This window comes from Nocardia sp. NPDC004711, assembly GCF_053601595.1.
Genome location: NZ_JBSGCB010000018.1, coordinates 38,132 through 57,732 on the forward strand (window position 1 = coordinate 38,132; position 19,601 = coordinate 57,732).

At 68.3% G+C, this 19,601-nt stretch carries 18 protein-coding genes; 7 read left to right on the forward strand and 11 right to left on the reverse strand.

All coding sequences use genetic code 11. From position 1 onward, the window contains the following. The first annotated feature begins 69 nt into the window (after positions 1-69). Positions 70-876 (forward strand): MmyB family transcriptional regulator, encoded by an 807-nt coding sequence (locus tag ACWEKS_RS19680; protein ID WP_452341415.1) that lies wholly within the window; start codon positions 70-72, stop codon positions 874-876. Positions 877-1,215: 339 nt separating this feature from the next. On the opposite strand, the gene metG is transcribed toward ACWEKS_RS19680, so the two are convergent. Continuing rightward, positions 1,216-2,772, reverse strand: coding sequence for a methionine--tRNA ligase (gene metG, locus ACWEKS_RS19685; RefSeq protein WP_452341416.1), 1,557 nt, complete (start codon positions 2,770-2,772; stop codon positions 1,216-1,218). An 88-nt stretch (positions 2,773-2,860) separates the two neighbouring features. Between metG and ACWEKS_RS19690 the strand changes: the two genes are divergently transcribed. Then, positions 2,861-3,688: a TatD family hydrolase gene (locus tag ACWEKS_RS19690; protein WP_452341417.1), complete on the forward strand. Its 828-nt coding sequence runs from the start codon at positions 2,861-2,863 to the stop codon at positions 3,686-3,688. A 325-nt stretch (positions 3,689-4,013) separates the two neighbouring features. Continuing rightward, positions 4,014-5,141 (forward strand): transglycosylase family protein, encoded by a 1,128-nt coding sequence (locus ACWEKS_RS19695; RefSeq protein WP_452341418.1) that lies wholly within the window; start codon positions 4,014-4,016, stop codon positions 5,139-5,141. On the opposite strand, the gene ACWEKS_RS19700 is transcribed toward ACWEKS_RS19695, so the two are convergent. The 4 genes from ACWEKS_RS19700 to ACWEKS_RS19715 form a co-directional block, all read right to left on the reverse strand. Beyond that, the gene (locus ACWEKS_RS19700; RefSeq protein WP_354836094.1) at positions 5,138-5,278 is read right to left on the reverse strand and encodes a hypothetical protein; all 141 of its coding nucleotides are present in this window, start codon (positions 5,276-5,278) and stop codon (positions 5,138-5,140) included. The genes ACWEKS_RS19695 and ACWEKS_RS19700 overlap by 4 nt on opposite strands. 120 nt (positions 5,279-5,398) lie before the next feature. Next, positions 5,399-7,018, reverse strand: coding sequence for an FAD-dependent monooxygenase (locus tag ACWEKS_RS19705; RefSeq protein WP_452341419.1), 1,620 nt, complete (start codon positions 7,016-7,018; stop codon positions 5,399-5,401). After that, a complete protein-coding gene (locus tag ACWEKS_RS19710) occupies positions 7,000-8,274 on the reverse strand; it encodes a serine hydrolase domain-containing protein (protein ID WP_452341420.1) in 1,275 nt (424 codons plus the stop codon). The genes ACWEKS_RS19705 and ACWEKS_RS19710 overlap by 19 nt, the downstream gene beginning before the upstream one ends. A 125-nt stretch (positions 8,275-8,399) precedes the next feature. Further along, a complete protein-coding gene (locus ACWEKS_RS19715; RefSeq protein WP_379397513.1) occupies positions 8,400-9,167 on the reverse strand; it encodes an SDR family NAD(P)-dependent oxidoreductase in 768 nt (255 codons plus the stop codon). Between the two features lie 159 nt (positions 9,168-9,326). Here ACWEKS_RS19715 and ACWEKS_RS19720 point away from each other — a divergent pair, with 159 nt between their 5' ends. Next, positions 9,327-10,487, forward strand: coding sequence for an alpha/beta hydrolase family protein (locus tag ACWEKS_RS19720; protein ID WP_452341421.1), 1,161 nt, complete (start codon positions 9,327-9,329; stop codon positions 10,485-10,487). A 58-nt stretch (positions 10,488-10,545) separates the two neighbouring features. On the opposite strand, the gene ACWEKS_RS19725 is transcribed toward ACWEKS_RS19720, so the two are convergent. Continuing rightward, positions 10,546-12,054: an alpha/beta fold hydrolase gene (locus tag ACWEKS_RS19725; RefSeq protein ID WP_452341422.1), complete on the reverse strand. Its 1,509-nt coding sequence runs from the start codon at positions 12,052-12,054 to the stop codon at positions 10,546-10,548. A 221-nt stretch (positions 12,055-12,275) separates the two neighbouring features. On the opposite strand from ACWEKS_RS19725, the gene rsmA reads away from it, so the two are divergent. After that, on the forward strand, positions 12,276-13,157 hold the full coding sequence (gene rsmA / locus ACWEKS_RS19730; RefSeq protein ID WP_452341423.1) for a 16S rRNA (adenine(1518)-N(6)/adenine(1519)-N(6))-dimethyltransferase RsmA: 882 nt from the start codon (positions 12,276-12,278) through the stop codon (positions 13,155-13,157). A 185-nt stretch (positions 13,158-13,342) separates the two neighbouring features. On the opposite strand, the gene ACWEKS_RS19735 is transcribed toward rsmA, so the two are convergent. Then, entirely contained in the window at positions 13,343-13,816 is a 474-nt protein-coding gene (locus ACWEKS_RS19735; protein ID WP_452341424.1) for a hypothetical protein, read from the reverse strand. Positions 13,817-13,938: 122 nt separating this feature from the next. On the opposite strand from ACWEKS_RS19735, the gene ACWEKS_RS19740 reads away from it, so the two are divergent. Beyond that, on the forward strand, positions 13,939-14,538 hold the full coding sequence (locus tag ACWEKS_RS19740; RefSeq protein WP_452341425.1) for a DUF4126 domain-containing protein: 600 nt from the start codon (positions 13,939-13,941) through the stop codon (positions 14,536-14,538). A gap of 8 nt (positions 14,539-14,546) precedes the next feature. Here ACWEKS_RS19740 and ACWEKS_RS19745 read toward each other — a convergent pair whose 3' ends face one another. The 4 genes from ACWEKS_RS19745 to ACWEKS_RS19760 form a co-directional block, all read right to left on the reverse strand. Then, positions 14,547-15,047: an LpqN/LpqT family lipoprotein gene (locus ACWEKS_RS19745; protein ID WP_354836076.1), complete on the reverse strand. Its 501-nt coding sequence runs from the start codon at positions 15,045-15,047 to the stop codon at positions 14,547-14,549. 121 nt (positions 15,048-15,168) lie between these two features. Next, entirely contained in the window at positions 15,169-17,409 is a 2,241-nt protein-coding gene (locus ACWEKS_RS19750) for a heavy metal translocating P-type ATPase (protein WP_452341426.1), read from the reverse strand. Next, complete coding sequence (locus ACWEKS_RS19755) at positions 17,406-18,305, reverse strand: hypothetical protein (RefSeq protein ID WP_452341427.1); 900 nt, start codon at positions 18,303-18,305, stop codon at positions 17,406-17,408. The genes ACWEKS_RS19750 and ACWEKS_RS19755 overlap by 4 nt, the downstream gene beginning before the upstream one ends. After that, positions 18,302-18,508: a heavy-metal-associated domain-containing protein gene (locus ACWEKS_RS19760; RefSeq protein WP_452341428.1), complete on the reverse strand. Its 207-nt coding sequence runs from the start codon at positions 18,506-18,508 to the stop codon at positions 18,302-18,304. The genes ACWEKS_RS19755 and ACWEKS_RS19760 overlap by 4 nt, the downstream gene beginning before the upstream one ends. 121 nt (positions 18,509-18,629) lie before the next feature. Here ACWEKS_RS19760 and ACWEKS_RS19765 point away from each other — a divergent pair, with 121 nt between their 5' ends. Beyond that, positions 18,630-19,568, forward strand: a complete 939-nt coding sequence (locus ACWEKS_RS19765) for a 4-(cytidine 5'-diphospho)-2-C-methyl-D-erythritol kinase (protein WP_452341429.1) — start codon at positions 18,630-18,632, stop codon at positions 19,566-19,568. Positions 19,569-19,601: the final 33 nt, after the last annotated feature.

The following is a 19,601-nucleotide window of genomic DNA, read 5'->3' on the forward strand; positions in this document are numbered from 1 at the left end:
AAACTGGATCCTCACTGGCTACTTCGGTAGATATTTAGCTGAAGGATTGCTGGATGGATAGGCGGACAGATGCTCGACGCGCTCACACCGATTCCGGAGCAGCCGCTGCTCGGAATGTACCTGCGGCACCGCCGGGAGAATCAGGGCCTCACCCAGGAGGAGACCGCTCGGCGGATGTTCGTCAGCGTCTCGCTCTACCGGAAGCTGGAGAGCGGGGAGCGCACGGTCTCGCCGGACCGGCTCGAGGACTGGTGTGCCGCCATGGACGTACCGATGTGGATGCTCGAGAAGGTGGTCTCGCTGGCCCTGCCCAGGGTGTCCACCTTCGCGCGCGGCACCTGGCCGCCCCAGCTGCGCCAGGAGGACCTCGACCATCTCGAGGCCCTGCCCTATCCGGCGTACTTCCACCGCTTCCCCGAATACGAGGTGCTGGCGGCCAATCGGGCTGCCAGCGGGGCGTTTCCGTGGTTGGCCCCCGCGGCGCCCGGCGCCGAGCGCCCGGTCAATGTCATCGAGCAGTTCCTGACCATCCCGGAAGCTCGCGAGTTGCTGGTCAACTGGGACACCATCGTGCACCGCCTGGTTTTCGGCCTGCGCGTCCTCTCGCCCGGCGTGGTCGCCCCCGAGCGCCTGGCCCAGATCATCGAAACCTGCAGCGTCAACCCGGAATTCGCGCGCATGTGGAACACCCCGATGGAAGAAGACCTGTTCAATGACTCGCTCGTGCAGGTCCGCAACCCGGCCACCGGCGAGATCATGAGCCTGACCATGCGTTCCTACAACGCCTTTCACCCGCAGAACTGCTCCTACCAGCTGTTCATGCTCACGCCGCGGTCGCCCGGGACCGCCACCATCGACCCGTGCGCGGTCCCCTGACCGGGCTCCGGCTGCTGTTCGGAGCGGGAGAGAGAACGGGGAACAGTCGATGTCGGCCGACACCGTCGGCCCCCTCGTGAACAGCTGATCCGGCCCGCTGGTCAGTGCGGGTGCCCCAAATCGTGCTACTGCCCCAGGTTGACCGGCGCGGTAACCGGACCGGATGCTGGGACGGCGAGATCAGTCGCTGCCCGATCCGGTTCCGTGGATCGGGCAGCGGCGTGTTCGGCGCCGCATTCCCGTTCCGGCGATGGTGGAGTTCGGAGGGGAATCTCCACCCGCGGTCGGCGGGTGTGACTCGGTGCCCGCCCGCCGGAGGGCGGCGGGCGGCACCGGTTCTTACTTCGGTTCGACGTACTTCGGGAAGACCACGGCCGGTTCCGGCAGGGCGGTGCCCGGGCGGAGCGGGGTGGCGAGGTCCGCGAAGTTGCGGTCGGTGACGCCGAGCAGGTCCAGGATCTTCCCGGCCGAGCCGGGGATCACCGGCTGGACCAGGATCGAGACGATGCGCAGCACCTCCATGGTCACGTAGAGGATGGTGCCCTCGCGGGCGGTGTCCTCCGGGGTGCCGGCCTTGGCCAGGGTCCAGGGCGCCTGGGCGGAGAAGTAGCGGTTGGTCTCACCGAGGGTGAGCCACAGCTGCTCCAGACCCAGATGGATCTGCTGCTGGTCGAACTCTGCCCGGACCTTCTCCAGCAGGTCGCCCGCGCGCTCCAGCAGGGCCTTGTCGTCCTCGGTGAACTCGCCCGGGTTCGGGACGACGCCGCCGAAGTCGCGGGCCACCATCTTCAGGCAGCGCTGGGCCAGGTTGCCGTACTCGTTGGCCAGATCCGCATTGATGCGGCCGACGATGGCCTCGTGGCTGTAGGAGCCGTCCTGGCCGTAGGAGATCTCACGCAGCAGGAAGAAGCGCACGGCGTCCAGGCCGAAGGTGTCGACCAGGTCCATGGGATCGACCACATTGCCGACCGACTTGGACATCTTCTCGCCCTTGTAGTTGACGAAGCCGTGCACGAAAACCCGCTTCGGGAGCTCGATTCCGGCGCTCATCAGGAAGGCGGGCCAGTACACGGTGTGGAACCGCGAGATGTCCTTGCCGATGATGTGCAGGTCCGCGGGCCAATACCGCTGGAACGACGCCGAATCGGTGTCGGGGAAGCCCGCGCCGGTCAGGTAGTTGGTGAGCGCGTCCACCCAGACGTACATGACGTGCTCGGGGTGACCCGGCACCGGCACACCCCAGTCGAAGGTGGTGCGGGAGATGGACAGATCCTTCAGGCCCGCCTTCACATACGAGACGATCTCGTTGCGCCGGGTCGCGGGCGCGATGAACTCCGGCTGGGTCTCGTACAGTTCGAGCAGCTTGTCCTGATAGTTGGACAGGCGGAAGAAGTAGTTCGACTCCTCGGTCCACTCCACCGGGGTCTTGGTGTCGGTGGAGATGCGGGTGCCGTCCTCGAGGAGGGTGGTCTCCTCCTCGGTGTAGAACGCCTCGTCGCGCACCGAGTACCAGCCGGCGTAGGTGTCGAGGTAGATGTCCCCGGCTTCGACCATGCGCTCCCAGATCGCGACCGACGCGGCCAGGTGGTCCTCGTCGGTGGTGCGGATGAAGCGGTCGAAGGAGATGTCGAGCGCCTTGTCCATGTTCTCGAAGACGTCGGAGTTGCGCGAGGCGTACTCCTGCTCCGCGAGACCGGCGGCCTTGGCGGCCTGCTGCACCTTCTGGCCGTGCTCGTCGGTGCCGGTCATGTAGAACACATCGAAGCCGTCCAGCCGTTTGAAGCGGGCCAGGGCATCGGACGAGATGTACTCGTAGGCGTGCCCGATGTGCGGTGCGCCGTTCGGGTACGCGATGGCCGTGGTGACGTAAAAGGCGGGGCGATCGGATGCGCTCATGGTGTGTCTACTCTATCTGCGTGTCCTACGTCGCTCGCGTGAATATCCCCATGGCTGGTGCCGCCCGTCTTTCTTTCGGGGGATGGGCATGACCAGTCGCCGACCTGCACCTGAGCCGCCCGAGCCGCTGTCGCCGCTCATCGACGCGCACACCCACATCGATGCCTGCGGGGCCACCGATCCGGAATCGGTTGCGGCCCTGGTGGAGCGGGCCCGCGCGGCGGGTGTGCGGGAGCTGGTGACGGTTGCCGACGACCTCGAGGCCGCGCGCTTCGCGGTCCGCGCCGCGCACTGGGACGACCGGGTCTACGCCGCGGTCGCGCTGCACCCGACCCGCGCCAACCACCTCGACGACGCCGCCAAGGCCGAGCTCGAGCAGCTGGCCGCCGATCCGCGGGTGGTCGCGGTGGGGGAGACCGGGCTGGACTACTACTGGCCCGGCAAGCTGGACGGCTGCGCCGAGATCGAGGATCAGGTCGAGGGCTTCCGCTGGCACATCGACCTGGCCAAGCGGCTGGGCAAGCCGCTCATGATCCACAACCGGGAGGCCGATCACGACCTGCTGGCGGTGCTGCTGGACGAGGGCGCGCCGGAAACCGTGATCTTCCACTGCTTCTCCTCCGACGCGAACATGGCGATGGCCTGTGTGGAGGAGGGCTATGTGCTCAGTTTCTCGGGCACGGTCAGTTTCAAGAACGCGCACGAATTGCGCGAGGCCGCGAAACTCGTTCCGGACGAACTGATTCTGGTCGAAACGGATGCGCCGTTCCTGACTCCGCATCCGTTCCGGGGTGCGCAGAACGAGTCGTACATGCTGCCGTACACGCTGCGCGCGCTGGCCGAACTGCGCGAACAGGATCCGGTGCAGCTGGCCAAGATCACCACCGCCAATGCCCGCCGGGTCTACGGAATCTGAGCTACTGTTCCGCCTCTCCGGGATTTCAGCGCCCGGCTCCGGTGCCGTCGCGGGTACCGCACGCGTGCCGGCGGTCGGGTGGTGAACCTATTTCGGTCGTACCCGGCGAGTTACCCTCAGCGCTGCGAAATCAGTTGTCGCTGTCGGGGATCGGACACCGGGCTCTGGGTCGCCGGATGTGCCGCAGCTCACTATGATCTAGCGCGATCGTGATTTACCTGCGGTTCGATATCGGGTCGTAATTTTCGTCCCCGCAGTTCCACCGGGAGTGGTTGTCAATCCCGGACCCCCTCGTTATCGTACTGTGACCATGCCGGGATTTCCGATGCACGCATTGACGAAGATCAACTCGTCGCGTTCCCCGATGCTGTACGGGGCTATCGCGGCGATGCTCGTCACGCTCATCTTCGGCGCCGGCGTTGCCATCATGAGCAAGAAGCAGATCACCTTCGTCATCGATGGCAAGCAGTTCGCCGAATCCACCATGCGCGGGGACGTCCGCGGCGCGCTCAAGGACGCCGGGTACGCGATCACCAACCGCGATGACGTATCCCCTTCCGCCGGAGCGCATATCAGCGACGGATCCACTATCACGCTGAACCGGGCCCGTGAGGTCTCGCTCATCGTCGACGGCACGCCCTCCAAGGCGTGGACCACCGCGCTCACCGTGGCCGAGGCGGTCACCAAGCTCAACCTGCCCGGCGACGTCTTCACCTCGCCCGCGCGCCCGACCCCGCTGCCACTAGAGGGCGCGCAACTGCTCATCACCAATCCGCGCACCGTCGAACTCAGCGACAACGGCGCGCCCGCCTCGCTGGTCCGCCTCGCCGCCCCGACCATCGGAGAGCTGCTCCAGACGCAGGGCCGCCCACTGGTCAATCAGGACTCCGTGGAACCGGTCGCGAGCACCCCGCTCACCGACGGGATGAAGATCACCGTCACCCGCAAGATCGTGGAGAACCGCACCGAGCGGGTGCCGCTGGATCCGCCGGAGAACATCATCGAGGATCAGACGCTCAATATGAGCCGAACGATCGTCGAGAATCCGGGCGTACCCGGCACGCAGGACGTGACTTTCGCGGTCTCCATCGTGAACGGCCATGAGGCGGGCAAGGATCCGATCAAGTTCACCGTGATCGTGCCCGCGCAGCCCAAGACCGTGCGCAAGGGCGCCAAGCCCGGCACCGAGGTTCCGGACGTGCAGAACGGCACCACCTGGGATGCCCTGGCCAAATGCGAATCCGGCGGCAACTGGGCCATCAATACGGGCAACGGCTTCTTCGGGGGCATCCAGTTCGACCAGAACACCTGGGAACGTCAGGGCGGCACCCGCTACGCCCCGCGCGCCGACCTCGCGACCCGCGAGGAACAGATCGCCATCGCCGAAGTGACGCGCGCCCGCCAGGGTTGGGGAGCGTGGCCGGCCTGCACCTCGCGGCTCGGCATCGGTTAGAAGGGCTGTCCCGACAGCGTGGACAGCAGCTGGAACGGCATGCTGAGGAACATCAACCCGACATAGAGCGGGTAGCGGATCGGATCACCGTTGAGGTAGCCCTCGGCCAGCCAGCTCATCAGGTCTGCGGAACCCATGTCGCATCTCCCTTGCGTAGTGGTCACTGCCACCGGGCATGTCGGCAACGCGAGTCCTGTTGTTACCGAACGGAAGTATCGGCCGCCCGGGTGATCGGCGCTCGACGCCAACGCGCAGGGTCACCGGAAAGTGGATTCGAGGTGGTCGACGAGGTCGGGGGTGGAGGCCGGGCGGCGGGCGAAGCCCAGGTAGCCGTCGGGACGGATGACGAAGGCCGATCCGTGGCCCGCGCGGTAGGCCCGGGCGAATTCGCCTGCGGTGTCGCGGATCAGCGGGAGGCTGGTCGCGGCCGCGCCGGCCCGGGGAGCGGCGATCAGGTAGGCGTCCAGGTGGCCGTGGGCCGTGGCGGTCGCGGTGACGGCCAGCTGTTCCAGGTCGCGGAGGTCGTGATCGGTGGTGGTGTCGTCCGCGTAGAGCAGCAGGGTGTGGGCGGTGCCGTCGATGAGGGGCAGCAGCCGGAAGTCGAAGGCGACGGCGTCGCGGGTCAGGCCGCGGGCGTCGGGGGCGCGGGCGCCCGCGAGCGGGGCGGGCTCGCCGGGCGGGGACAGCGCGACGATCGGGCTGCCGGCGTAGTCGATGAGCAGCTGGGCCTCCCGGCGCAGGACGTAGCCGGGGTCGGTGGAGTCCGCCCCGATGCCCTCGCGGGCGCTGCGGACCGTGCGGCCGACGACCTCCTCGCCCACCGGGCGGCGTTCGGCATCGTAGGAGTCGAGCAGGGTGGCGGAGGCGTCGCCGGTGAGCGCCAGGGCCAGTTTCCAGGCCAGATTGTGGGCGTCCTGGATGCCGGTGTTCATGCCCTGGGCGCCGGTGGGCGGGTGGATATGGGCGGCGTCGCCCGCCACGAAAACCCTTCCGCGACTGTAGGAATCGACGATGCGGTGGCTGATCCGGAAGACCGAGGACCAGCGCAGGTTCGACACCTGCGTCGGCTCGGGGGCGAGGCGGTCGACGACCGCTTGCAGATCGGGTAGATCGGGCGTCCACCCGGTGGTGAAGCCGTGCTCGACGTCGTCGTCGCCGGTCGCCCGGTCGGGTGTCCGGCCGTCGGGGAGGAGCATGGAGACGCGGTACCGGTGCCGGCCGGGGAGCGGGATGCAGACCAGCAGATCGTCGGTGACGCCGTCGGTCTGGTGGCTCGCGCGGATGTTGTAGCCGCGTGGCATCGACCAGCTCAGTTCCACGTCCCCCAGCATGTAGTGCTCGGTGAAGGCCGCGCCCTCGAAGGAGAGACCCAGCGCCTTGCGGATCGTGCTGTGCGCGCCGTCGCAGCCGACGAGATAGCTTGCCCGCGTGGTCTTCTCACCCGTTTCGCTCGCGAGTGTCACGGTGACCCCGTCGGCGTCCTGCTCGAAAGCCGCGACCCGCGTACCGCGTTCGACGGCGCCGCCCAGCGCGGCGAGCCGGTCCCGCAGAATTCGCTCGGTCTCGTACTGCGGCAGGCCGACGAATCCGAACGGCACATCCGGCGGCAGCGTCAGCTCGATGCGCGGGCCCGGCTCGCCATTGACGAAGGCCAGTTGCCCGTGCAGTTGGATGGCCGCGTCCAGGATCCGGCGCAGCACCCCCATCTGCTCGAACACTTCCAGCGCATGCGGTTGGATGCCAACGGCTTTCGCGTACTGCGGAGGTGCCGGCAACGGGTCGGCGATCCGGCACGGCACGCCGCGGCGGCGCAGTTCGATCGCCGCGGTCAGGCCGACCGGTCCGGCGCCCGCGATGATTACCGCGGTGTCGTCCATGGCGTCGAACCTGTCGGTGATACGGACGCCGCGGGGTTGTTCGTGGCCGAATTACGTTGCGCCGGATCGTGTCCGGGCACCGCGCCGGAGCCGTAGAAGGTGGGCAGCATGCCCTTCACCAGTACCAGCGCCGACCCTTCGCCGGAGGGGACGGCCGCCAGGTTGGTGGCGACCACGATGGTGAGGCCGGAGTCCGGGTCCGACGCCATGTAGGTCATGTAGCCCGGGATCTGGCCGTCGTGCCCGAACTGATGCTCACCGAATCGCACGATGCCCAGGCCGTAGCCGGCCATGGCCGGATTCGCCGGATCGATCGGCTGGATACTGTCCATCCGCATCTTCTGGAGCTTGGCGTCGAGCAGTTTGCCGTCGACGAGCGCCTTCGTATACGTGGTCATATCGTCGACCGTCGAGATCGCCGCACCCGCGGTCCAGGTCCACGACGGGCTCGAGGTCGTCTGGTTGCCCGGTTTCAGCGTGCCCGCCAGCGCCGCGGCCTGCTGACCCGGCGGCAGCGCGAAGGTGTCGATGGTGGAGACCATGGTGCCGAAGGCGTAGCCCTGCGGATGCGGATCCGGCATCGAGGAGTCCGCCGGCGCGGGGAACGACGTGTGCTTCAATCCGAGCGGTTCGAAGATGCGCTGCCGGAAGTTGTCGGCCACAGGCATATTCGTGACCTTCTGGATGACCAGCCCCAGCAGGATGGTGTTGGTGTTGCAGTACTCGAATCTCTCGCCCGGCTGGAAATCGACCGGGTGCGCGAACGCGATGGCCAGCAATTCCTCCGGGGTCCACACCTTCTGCGGATCCTTGTCGATCGCGGCGCTGAAGTCGTAGTCGAAGGTGTAGTTGTAGAGGCCGCTGCGCATTTCGGCGAGCTGGGTGAGGGTGATGCGGTCCCCGTTCGGCACGCCCGGCCAGTACTTGCCGATCGGATCGTCGAGCGACAGCTTGCCCTCCTGGGCGAGCTGCATGAGGACCGTCACCGTCATGGTCTTGGTATTGCTGCCGATCCTGAAGTGGTCGTCCACCGTCATCGGATCGTCCTTGCCGATGGTCCCGGTCCCGAAGGTGGCGGTCCAGTCGCCGTCCTTGGGCGACTTGACCACCACCACCGCTCCCGGAATGGCGTTGTCCTTCATCAGTTCGGTGATGATGGGCCGCAACGTCGCGGCGTATCCGGGTTCCTTGGACCCCGTATCGTTCGACGACCCACACCCTGCCGCGATCGTCAACGCCACGGCTGCGATGAGCACGCCGAAACTCCGCCGGTATCCCATAACTCTCCGTCCGGTCCGCTGGAACGTGGTTATGAAGCTGCTGAAGCGCTTGTCAGCCTAACTCCGTACCAACCGGTCGCGAATGGAAATGGGCGGTGTCCCTACATCAGTGCGCCACCATCGACGCGGAGTTCGGTGCCGGTCATGTAGCGGCCGTCATCGGAGGCGGCCATGGCGACGACACCCGCGATGTCCTCGGGCTTGCCGAGCGCGCCGCCCTCGATCCATCCGGGCAGCCGCGCCATGAGCGTCCAGTCGGCGTCGGCGGGCAGTTCCAGGCCGGAGGTGATGCCGGTGCTGATGCCGCCGGGCACGATATTGACCGCGCGCAGGCCCTTTTTCACGTATTCCAGCGCGATGGAGTGGGTGAGCGCGTTGACGCCCGCCTTCGACGCGGAGTACGCGGCCATATAGGGATTGGACCCGAAGGCCGAGGTGGAGGAGAAGTTCACGATCACGCCGTGCCCGGATTCGATGAGTGCGGGCAGCGCGGCCTGGATCATGAGGAAGGTACCGGTCAGGTTGACCGAGATGACCCTGTTCCAGTCCTCGAGGGGCATGTCGTGGGTGTGCGCGGCGCGCAGGATGCCCGCGGCGTTCACCAGAACGTCCAGGCCGCCGAGGAATTCGAGGGCCTCGGCGGTGACGGCGCGGACCGCCACCGGGTCGGAGATGTCGAGGGTGAGGGTGCGCAGGCGTTCGCGCTGATCGGCGGGGACGGCGTCGACGGTGGCGGCCAGTCCGGCCTCGTTCACATCGGCGGCGACCAGGTGGGCTCCTTCTTCGAGCAGTCGCAGGGCCACGCCCTGTCCGATGCCCGATCCCGCTCCGGTGACAAGTACTCGGCGGCCTTCGTATCTGCGCGACATGGCGAGAAATTAGAACAAGTTTCAAGGCGCGTCAATGGGGGGCCCGACATCGTCTCGATCAGCTGATTGCCAGAACTTTCTCATACTGGTCATACGTTCAAATAGTTAAACTCGGGCCCCGAACGGAATGGTCATAGGGTCGGAACTGATGGAGGATTCATGCGATCGGTTGGTTGGCGTACACGGATTTTCACCGCGGCCATTGCGTCGGCGGGCACGCTGGCGGCCCTGCCGGGAACCGCGGCCCACGCCGAGACGGCCGGCAACACCTTCGCCACCACCGCGCTACCGGACGGCTTCCGCGGCCTGCCGAACGGCACCATCATCGACTACTGGACCACCCGCTCCAACGGCGAACCGGTGAAAGCCAGTGGCGCGCTGTTCGTTCCGTCCGGTCCCGCGCCCGCGGGCGGCTGGCCGATCATGGCCTACGACCACGGCACCTCCGGTATGGGGCCGGGCTGCGGCGGGCAGACCGACGACTCGAAGGTGAGCCGGCCGCGGGAAGACCAGGTGCTGCAGTACTTCGTGAACAAGGGCTTCGCCGTGGTCGCGCCGGACTATCTCGGCCTGGGCCGCTTCGACACCGGCCCGCACCCGTACCTGGAGATCAGCACCGAGGCCGGTGCCACCATCGACCTGGTCAAGGCGGCCCGCGCCACGAATCCGGCGCTCTCACGCACCTGGGCGGTGACCGGCTTGTCACAGGGCGGTCAGGCGGCGCTGGGCACCGCGCACCTGCAGGTGTCACAGACCCCCGACCTCGACTTCCGCGGCGCCATCGCGGTCGACCCGGAATCGGACCTGGAGAAGATCGCCCCGTTCGTCGGCCCCTGGGTGCCGGAGATCCCCGGTCAGGGCGGGACCGCGGTCAACGCGTTCGTGGTCAGCATGCTGGCCGGGCTGCGCGCCACCCACCCCGAGGTCGATGTCGACAGCTATCTCACCCCGCGCGGGAAGCAGGCCGTGGATGCGTCGCAGACCCTGTGCCTGCCGGACATCATGAAGGTGGTCGACGGCATGGGCGTCGGTGACATGCTGTCGCGGCGGCTCGATACCCCGGAATTCCAGGCCGCCATGAACGAGTACATGGTCGTGCCGGTCAACGGCTACAACGCGCCGATCCTGCTGCTGCTCAACACCAATGACACCACCGTGCCGTCCCCGCTGCACGCGGCGCTGGCCGCGCAGTTCCGCGCCAATGGCGTGGACTTCCAGACGGTGGTCGGCACCGGCACCCACGTCCAGTTGAACCCGCAGATGTGGGATGCCATCGGTGCGTTCAGCGATCGGATCCTGACCACGCCCACCGTGCCGTGACGATGGTCGCGTGATCCCGTCGGGGGGCTCGGGGTGAAAACCCCGGGCCCCCAACGACTTACTTCGGGAACCAGCCGAAATCGGGTTCGCAGGTGACGTCCTGGTCCGGGCGGACACCGGTGGCGAGGTAGGTGTTCACGATGTTGTTCAGGCACGGGCTCAGGTCCGGCCGGAACGCGCCGTGAATCCTGGTGTCCGCCAGTGTCACCAGACGGGACCCGGTCAGATCCGCGTGCAGCGCAAGCGCTTCCGAGTATGCGGTGCGGGTGTCGTGAACATTGGCCAGGATCAGCACCGGGGTCGCATTGTGGATCTCGGTGGGCGGTTCCACCGGGTCCGGCCAGAAGGCGCAGGCGGTGATGTTGTTGGCGAATGCCCCGAACACCGGCTGCGTCGGCCGCGCGGCCTCGACATTGCCGTAGTACCAGGCGGGATCGCGCGGCGCGGCCTTGTCGCCGCACAAGATGGCGGCCATGCCGGCAGCCTCCAGCGGCACCACGGCGACGATCTTGGCCTTCAGCGCGTCCATGTCGATGGGGCCGCCCGCCACGCCCGATGCCACCATGGTGAGCACCTCGGCGAGATTGGGGTTCAGTTGCGGGTTCGGCAGCAGCGCCAGCAGCATCATGGGAATGGTGTGCTCGTCGACCAGGTACCCGCTGCCGTAGATCTCGTGACCCGCGGACCGCCGGATGAGGTCCTCGACCCAGGCGCGCACCGCCTCCGGGGTGCTGCCGAAGTGGTACTGATCGTCGTGGCGGGCCGCCCATTTCGCCCAGTCGTCGAGGGCGTACTCGTTGATCGCGCCCATGTCCTGGTAGAGCCCGACGTAGTAGCGGTCCGGGTCGACGGCACTGTCGAAGACCATGCGGTCGGTGTGGTCGCCGAACATCTGGGTGTAGACCGCGCCCAGGTAGGTGCCGTAGGACGCGCCGAAGTAGTTGAGTTTCTTTTCACCGAGCAGGCTTCGGATGACGTCCATGTCACGCGCGGTATTGCGAGTCGTGATCTTGCGGGCCTTCTCCGGGTCGGTGGCCACGCACGCGGTGGCCAGCGCTGCGGCCACGGCGGTGTCGCGGGCATAGCCGAACACGTCGAATCCGGCGGAGAAGAGCATGGTGGGCACCGGAATCGTGCAATTGACGGCGTCGGAGCGGCCGATGCCGCGCGGGTCCATGCCGATCAGGTCGTACTGCGCGCGGACGTCCGCGGTCATGGCCTTCTGGGTGTTGACCGTCATCGCCAGGCCGGCGCCGCCCGGACCGCCCGGATTGGTGACCAGGATGCCGCGCCGGCGCGCCGGATCGGTGGCGGCGATGCGGGAGATCGCGACAGTGAGCGTGCGACCGTCGGGATTGTTGTAGTCGAGCGGGACCAGGACGCCCGCGCACCGCGCGCCGGCGGTGTCGAGGGCCGCGTTGTCGCACGGCTTCCACTCCAGTGTCTGGTGGTAGAAGCGGTCCAGTCCCGGGGCCGTGTCCGCATTCGCCGGTCCCGCGGGCAGCGTGACCGCCGCGGTCAGCAGCGTCGCGCCCAGGACGAGCCGTCGAATCCGCCGAGCGGGCATGCACTCTCCTTCACGGTTGTGTTCCCAGGGGGCGACGCTACTCGGATACCTGGTGAAAGACCGTGCGACATGGCGGATTTGGTCCGGCGCGCGCGGCCGCCACGCCCGCACGAGCGACATGGCAAATGCATAGCTAACTCCAGTGTTAGACTCCGCGCGCCATCGCCCCCGCGGTGTGACCGGGTGCCGGATGATTCACGCAGCTTGATAGGTTTTCCAGAATGTCCGAACCCGAAGTCGCCGGTCGTGGAAAAGCCGCCCTGCTGGGGCCCGCCGAAGTGCGTGAGCTGGCCGAGCGTTTCGGCGTCCGCCCGACCAAGCAGCTCGGGCAGAATTTCGTCCACGACGCCAACACCATGCGCCGCATCGTCGCCACCGCGGGCGTCCACCGCGACGACACCGTGCTCGAGGTCGGTCCCGGCCTGGGCTCGCTGACCCTGGCGCTGCTCGACGTGGTCGACCGGGTCATCGCCGTCGAGATCGACCCGACCCTCGCGGCCCACCTGCCGCAGACCGCCGCCGCCCGCGCCCCCGAGCTCGCCGATCGGCTGACCGTCGTCCCCATGGACGCCATGAAGGTCACCCACGCCGACCTGCCCGCCGCGCCGACCGCGCTGGTGGCCAACCTGCCCTACAACGTGGCCGTACCGGTGTTGCTGCACCTGCTGGCCGAATTCCCCAGCATCCGAACCACTCTCGTCATGGTGCAGCTGGAAGTGGCCGACCGCCTCGCCGCCACCCCCGGCGGCCGCATCTACGGCGTGCCCAGCGTCAAGGCCGGCTTCTTCGGGACGGTCCGCCGCGCCGGAACCGTTGGCCGCCAGATCTTCTGGCCCGTACCCCAGGTCGAATCGGGACTGGTCCGCATCGACCGCTTCCCCGAATCCCCCTGGCCCCAGGACGAATCCTTCCGCCGGCGCGTCTACGCCGTCATCGACGCCGCCTTCGCCCAGCGCCGCAAGACCCTCCGCGCCGCCCTCGCGGGCTGGGCCGGTTCCGCCGCCGAAGCCGAAAAGCGTCTCATCGCAGCCGGAATCGCGCCCACCGCCCGCGGTGAAACCCTCGACACGGCCGCCTACGTCCGCCTCGCCCAGCACGAATGAGCCGAAGACTCGGGTGATCAGTCCGTCGGCGCGGTCGAGCGCACTTCCATCACATGTCCACGGGTGACCGCGCCGGCCGAAGCGGTCGACGCGGTCACGCGGAAGATCGACGTGCGGGATTCTTCGCGGTTTGCCGGCAGCGTGCGGTTATGGCACCCGGTCTGTCCGGGTGTGCTGGGTCGTGATCAGATCGGTGCGGGGACGTCGATGGTCAGCTCGGATGGGCTGGGGTTCGTGCTCACCTGGGCGGAAACCCGGCCCGAGCCTTCGAGGGTGAAGAAGGCGGCGTGCCAGCCGTAATGGCTGTCGTACTCGGTGGTTTTCGTCTCGGTCGTGCTCGTGCCGTTGTCCAGGTTCTGCATGGTGACGGTGGTGGAGACTTCGCAGCTTCCGGGCGATGCCAGCAACGAGTCGAGGGTATTGGTGTCGGGGGTGAAGTTCACCGTCACCGTGGCCGAGCTGTCGACGAAGCTATCGCCGGTTTGACCCTGATTGGCCGACAGCTGGGCGTCGGCCGTGCCCGAGCACCCCGGCGTGGAACCGGTGACCTGAGCCGAATCGAAATTCACCGGGTCCGCAGTCGCTGGACCGGCCGGTACCAAGAATGCCAACAACGGCAGGATCGGTGCTGCCGCGATCTTCAGTGCGCCTCGCTTCATGACTCTCGTCCTTCCTCACGTATACCGCGGGGATAAGGCAACTGGTCGGCAAACCGCCACTCCACGCTACTCGCCAATCGTGGTATCCGGCTCTCCGGGGCTTCGGCGCTCACACTGGGGGCATGGAGATCACGTCGGCTGTAGGGGCGGTTCTCGGGGCCTTCGGGCTCTCGGGGGCGGCGGGATTGAATGCTTGGCTGCCGCTACTGGTGGTGGGGGTCGCGGATCGGGCCGGGTGGATCGATCTGGGGAGCTCGTACGGGTGGTTGTCGTCGACCCCGGCGTTGATCGGTATCGCGGTGCTGTTGGTGCTCGATCTCGTGGGGGACAAGATCCCGGCCTTGGATTCGGTGTTGCACGGTGTCGGGACGCTCGTGGCTCCGGTGTCGGGGGCGATCCTGTTCACGGCCGAGACCAGTCTGTCCTCGCATCTGCCGCCCGCGGTCGCCGCCGTCCTGGGCGCCGTCACCGCGGGCAGCGTCCATGCCGGTCGGACGGTGGCGCGACCGCTGGTCACGGGAACGACTGCGGGCGTGGGGAATCCAGTGGTTTCCACCGTCGAGGACGGAGTCTCACTGACTCTCACGATTTTGGCGCTGGTGGTACCGGTGGTCGCCTTCATCGTGCTGCTGATCGTGCTGATCGGGCTGGGCCGGTTGGCATTCCGGGCGGTTCGACGGCTGCGCGGCAGGCGCGGCTCGAGCAAGCTCGAGCCGCGCTAGGCGGCGGGTCAGGCCGAGATGGACAGGCCCTGGAGCAAGGTGGTGGGGCCGGCGCCGTCGCTGTCGCTGCGGGTGGTGATGGTGAGCTGGACCAGGTACTGGCCGTTCTCGGACTCGACGATGATGTAGCGGTTGTAGGCCCAGAGGGTGAGCTGCTCGACGTTGTAGGTGCCGGTGATGCCGGCGGACGGCCAGCCCTCGAAGTCGGTGGTGTCGGTTTCGAGGTCCTCCCAGCCGGGGAGCCGGCGGGCGTCGTCGAAGGCGTGGGTGAGCAGTTCGCGGGCATCGACGGGCGGGGTGAACGTGGCGACCAGGACGACCGCGTTGTCGGCCCAGCCGTTCACCGGGGTCTGGGTCCAGACACCGTAGGAGCCGGGGAACATGCTCGGCGGAACCTGCTGCCAGCCTTCGGGAATGCCGACGGCGACCTTGGGGGCGCCGGGAGCTGCGGGGTCGACCGGGGCGGCCTCGATCTGGGCGGCGGCCAGGTATTCGGCGATGGTGGTCAACGGGGCTCCTCGCGAGGGGACGGCGGTGGTCACCCGCCATTCAACACGATGCGACAGGGCCGCCCGGATCCGGTGATCGGGGCGGCCCTGTCGGTATCGCGGGACTAGCGATCGGTGTCCCTCATCCGCGAAAGCGGCGCAGTCGCAGGCTGTTGCTGACCACGAACACGCTGGACAGCGCCATGGCGGCGCCGGCGAGCATCGGGTTCAGCAGGCCGGCGGCGGCCAGCGGGATGGCGGCCACGTTGTAACCGAAGGCCCAGAACAGATTTCCCTTGATCGTCCGCAGCGTGGCCCGCGACAGCTTGATCGATGTCGGCACCGCGCGCAGGTCGTCACGCACCAGGGTGAGATCGGCGGCCTGGATGGCGACGTCGGTCCCGGTGCCCATGGCCAGGCCCAGATCGGCCTGGGCCAGGGCGGCCGCGTCATTGACGCCGTCGCCCACCATGGCGACCACCTTGCCCTCGTACTGCAGCTGCTTGACCACGTCCAGCTTGTCGCTGGGCAGCACCTCTGCGATGACCTGCTCGATGCCCACCTGATCCGCGACCGTGCGGGCGGTGGCCGCATTGTCGCCGGTCAGCAGCACCGGGGTGAGGCCGAGCGCCTTCATCTCCGAGATCGCCCGGGCGCTGGTGGGTTTCACCGCGTCGGCGATGACCAGCACGCCGCGCGCCTGCCCGTCCCAGGCCACCAGAATGGCCGTCCTGCCCGCCCGCTCGGCCCGGATCTTGGCGTCCGCCAAGGACTCCGGCAGCGCGATGGACCAGTCCTCGAGCAACTCGACGCGTCCGATGACCACCGCCCGCTCGCCGACCAGACCCTGCACACCCTTGCCGCCGTGGCTGACGAACTGCTCCACCTGCTCGGTGTCGAGTCCGCGCTCGGCCGCACCGGCGACCACGGCCCTGGCGACCGGGTGCTCGGAGCCGTGCTCGACGGCCGCGGCCACCGACAGCAGCTCGTCGGCATCCACGCCGGCGCCCGGAATCGCCTCGGCGAGCGTCATCTTGCCGGTGGTGACGGTGCCGGTCTTGTCCAGCACCACGGTGTCGATGCGCCGCGTCGACTCCAGCACCTGCGGGCCCTTGATCAGGATGCCCAGCTGCGCGCCGCGTCCGGTGCCCACGAGCAGAGCCGTGGGCGTGGCCAAGCCGAGGGCGCACGGGCAGGCGATGATCAGCACGGCCACCGCCGCGCCGAAGGCGGTCGCCACGGCCGCCCCGGTGCCGAGCCAGAAGCCCAGCGCCGCCACCGCGATCGCGATGACGATCGGCACGAACACGCCCGCCACCTGATCGGCCAGCCGCTGCACGGGAGCCTTGCCGTTCTGTGCCTCCTCCACCAGCGCCGCCATCTGCGCCAGCTGGGTGTCCGCGCCGACCCGGGTGGCGCGCACGGTCAGCAGGCCGCCCGCGTTCACGGTCGCGCCCACCACCTGATCACCGGGACCCACCTCGACCGGCACCGATTCGCCGGTCAGCATGCTCATGTCGAGCGCCGAACTGCCGCTCACCACCACACCGTCGGTGGCGACCTTCTCGCCGGGACGAACCAGGAACTCCTCGCCGACCCGCAGATCGCCGATGGGGATGCGGGTTTCGACACCGGCCCGCAGCACCGACACGTCCTTCGCGCCCAGCTCCAGCAGCGCCCGCAGCGCGGATCCCGCCTTCTCCTTGGACCGGGTCTCGAAATAGCGGCCCGCCAGAATCGCGGTGATCAGCGTCGCCGCCACCTCGAAGTACAGCGCCGACGACGAGTCGCCGCGCTCGATGGCCAGGCTGAACGGGTGCTTCATGCCGGGCATGCCGGCCGTGCCCCAGAACAGCGCGTACACCGACCAGCCGAAGGCGGCCAGCGTGCCCAGCGAGATCAGCGTGTCCATGGTGGCCGCGCCGTGCTTGGCGTTCACCCACGCGGCCCGGTGGAACTGCGACCCGCCCCACACCACGATGGGCGCGGTCAGGGTCAGCGACAGCCACTGCCAGTTGGTGAACTGCAGCAGCGGGAACATGCCCATGGCGACCACGGGCACGGCCAGCGCCAGCGTCACCAACAGCCTGTGCCGCAACTGATCCGCCGCCGACGGGGCCGAATCGGATTCGGCCGCCTCGGTTTTCACCGGTTCGGTGTGGTGCACGGCGGCGGTGTAGCCGGTGTCGACGACCTTGGCGATCAGATCATCGGTCGTCACCGACTCCGGGAAGCTGACCTTCGCCTTCTCGGTCGCGTAGTTCACGGACGCGGTGACGCCGTCCATGCGGTTGAGCTTCTTCTCGATCCGGGCCGCGCAGGAGGCGCAGGTCATCCCACCGATATCGAGTTCGATCGAACGCTCGGGCGCCGGGGCGCTCATGAGTGACCTCCTCCGTGGTGGGCGGGCGCATCCGAATCGGATGCGGCAGTGGATGCTTCGTCGGTGAATTCCGCGGTGTGCACCGCGCCGCCGTGCTGGAAGTCCAGGTACAGGCGGTAGTTGCCGTCACTCGGTGCTTCGGCGTGGAAGACGACATCGGGGCCGGGTGCGGTCTTGCCGACCTCGCCCTCGGGGTGGACGTGCAGGTAGGCCAGGTCCGTGGCCCGCAGCGCTACCAGGTGAGCGTACGCGCCCAGATAGGGCTGCAGATCGGTCACCGGCTTGCCGTCGCGGGTGACGGCGAAGGTGAGTTCGCTGCCCGCGGTGGTCAGGTCACCGTCGAGGGTGACACGGTAGCCGTCCACCTCGGCGGTCTTCGCGACCGGCGGCAGTGGCTTGCCGGTCACGTTCCCCGCGACCGCGATGGTGCGGCTGAGCACCAGTTCGCCGGGCCCGCCGGCGGGGGAGAAGTCGGCGAACACGCGGTAGCTGCCGGGTTCGGCCCACTTCCAGTCGATGGACCAGGTGCCGTCGGCCGCCCGGGTCGGATGCACGTGCCGGAACTGGCTCGCGTCCGAGCGGACCACGATCAGGTGCAGGTCCTTCTCGTGCAGGTCGTCGTAGCGGGTGACGGCGCCCTGCGGTCCGGTGATCCGGAATTGCAGTGTGCCTTGCTGATCGGGGGCGGCGGGAGCGCTGATATCGCCGAGGGTGTAGCCGGAGAGGCTGTCCTGCAGGCCCGTCGCCGCGGCGGCTTCGTGCCGACTGTGGTCGGGCGCGGCCTCGGCCGGGGCCGCGCCGGACCGGTCGCCCACCAGGGCGCCGATGCCGAGCGCGGCTCCGAACAAGACGACCAGTCCGCCGCCGAAGGCGGCGAACCTCAGTCGATCGTTCACACCGCCACCTCGTAACCCGCTTCATCGACGGCGGCGACCACATCGGCGTCGGCGAGCGCGGCGCCGGACTCGACGGTGACCAGGCCGGTGGCGAGATCCACATCCACGCTGGTGACACCGTCGATCTTGCCGATCTCCTGCTGCACCGAACCGACGCAGTGGCCGCAGGTCATGCCGGTGACGGTGTAGATGCTGGTGGCCATGGTGGTCTCCTTCGCTCGCTATTCATACGGTGAGGGGGTATCCCCGACATCCAGAAACATACCCCCCATGGGTACCCTGCGCAAGTATTCGAACGGGAAATCTGTCGACTAGGCTGTGCGCGTGCTCTCAGTTGTGCCCAGCCCCCTCGTCGTGCGCGCGCCCGCGAAGGTGAATCTGCACCTCGGGGTGGGCGACCTGCGCGAGGACGGCTACCACGACCTCACCACGGTGTTCCAGGCGTTATCGCTCAGCGACGACGTGCAGATCTCGCCGTCCTCGGCGCTACGCGTCAAGGTTGTCGGTGAGGGGGCCGACGAGGTTCCCACCGATCGCGGCAATCTGGTCTGGCAGGCCGCCGTCAAGCTGGCCGATATGGCCGGACGCGCCCCGCTGGTGGAATTCGCCATCACCAAGGGCATTCCGGTGGCGGGCGGCATGGCCGGCGGTAGCGCCGACGCCGCGGCGGCCCTGGTCGGTCTGAACGACCTGTGGGAACTCGGCCTCGCGCGCACCGAATTGTCCGATATCGCAGCCGAACTCGGCAGCGACGTCCCCTTCTCCCTGCACGGCGGCACCGCCCTCGGCCGCGGCCGCGGCGAGGAACTACTGCCGGTGTTGTCCCGCAACACCTTTCACTGGGTGCTGGCCCTGGCCAAGGACGGCTTGTCCACCCCGGCCGTCTTCCGCGAACTCGACCGTCTGCGCGAAGCCGGTGACCCGCCGCGACTCGGCAGCCCGGAGGAGCTGTTGCAGGCGCTGGCCTCCGGCGAGGCCAAACAGCTCGCGCCGCTGCTCGGCAACGACCTCCAGGCCGCGGCGCTCTCGCTGAAACCCGAACTGCGCCGCACCCTGCGCGCGGGCGTCACCGCCGGAGCCCTCGCGGGCATCGTCTCCGGCTCCGGCCCGACCTGCGCCTTCCTGTGCGAGGGCGAGGAGGCCGCGGTCACCGTCGCCGCCGAACTCGCGGGCGCCGGAGTCAGCCGCAGCGTCCGTACCGCCCACGGCCCGGTCCCGGGCGCCCGCCGCATCACCGATTCCCCGGACGCCGCCAAGCGCTGACATCGGGGTGGTCCCGGTCGCTCGGTAGGCTTG

What these genes read in the sequence shown, in the direction of transcription:
- ACWEKS_RS19680 (WP_452341415.1), top strand. Translation starts at nt 70, where the DNA reads ATGCTCGACGCGCTCACACCGATTCCGGAGCAGCCGCTGCTCGGAATG.
- metG (WP_452341416.1), bottom strand. Translation starts at nt 2,772, where the DNA reads ATGAGCGCATCCGATCGCCCCGCCTTTTACGTCACCACGGCCATCGCG.
- ACWEKS_RS19690 (WP_452341417.1), top strand. Translation starts at nt 2,861, where the DNA reads ATGACCAGTCGCCGACCTGCACCTGAGCCGCCCGAGCCGCTGTCGCCG.
- ACWEKS_RS19695 (WP_452341418.1), top strand. Translation starts at nt 4,014, where the DNA reads ATGCACGCATTGACGAAGATCAACTCGTCGCGTTCCCCGATGCTGTAC.
- ACWEKS_RS19700 (WP_354836094.1), bottom strand. Translation starts at nt 5,278, where the DNA reads ATGGGTTCCGCAGACCTGATGAGCTGGCTGGCCGAGGGCTACCTCAAC.
- ACWEKS_RS19705 (WP_452341419.1), bottom strand. Translation starts at nt 7,018, where the DNA reads ATGGACGACACCGCGGTAATCATCGCGGGCGCCGGACCGGTCGGCCTG.
- ACWEKS_RS19715 (WP_379397513.1), bottom strand. Translation starts at nt 9,167, where the DNA reads ATGTCGCGCAGATACGAAGGCCGCCGAGTACTTGTCACCGGAGCGGGA.
- ACWEKS_RS19720 (WP_452341421.1), top strand. Translation starts at nt 9,327, where the DNA reads ATGCGATCGGTTGGTTGGCGTACACGGATTTTCACCGCGGCCATTGCG.
- ACWEKS_RS19725 (WP_452341422.1), bottom strand. Translation starts at nt 12,054, where the DNA reads ATGCCCGCTCGGCGGATTCGACGGCTCGTCCTGGGCGCGACGCTGCTG.
- rsmA (WP_452341423.1), top strand. Translation starts at nt 12,276, where the DNA reads ATGTCCGAACCCGAAGTCGCCGGTCGTGGAAAAGCCGCCCTGCTGGGG.
- ACWEKS_RS19735 (WP_452341424.1), bottom strand. Translation starts at nt 13,816, where the DNA reads ATGAAGCGAGGCGCACTGAAGATCGCGGCAGCACCGATCCTGCCGTTG.
- ACWEKS_RS19740 (WP_452341425.1), top strand. Translation starts at nt 13,939, where the DNA reads ATGGAGATCACGTCGGCTGTAGGGGCGGTTCTCGGGGCCTTCGGGCTC.
- ACWEKS_RS19750 (WP_452341426.1), bottom strand. Translation starts at nt 17,409, where the DNA reads ATGAGCGCCCCGGCGCCCGAGCGTTCGATCGAACTCGATATCGGTGGG.
- ACWEKS_RS19760 (WP_452341428.1), bottom strand. Translation starts at nt 18,508, where the DNA reads ATGGCCACCAGCATCTACACCGTCACCGGCATGACCTGCGGCCACTGC.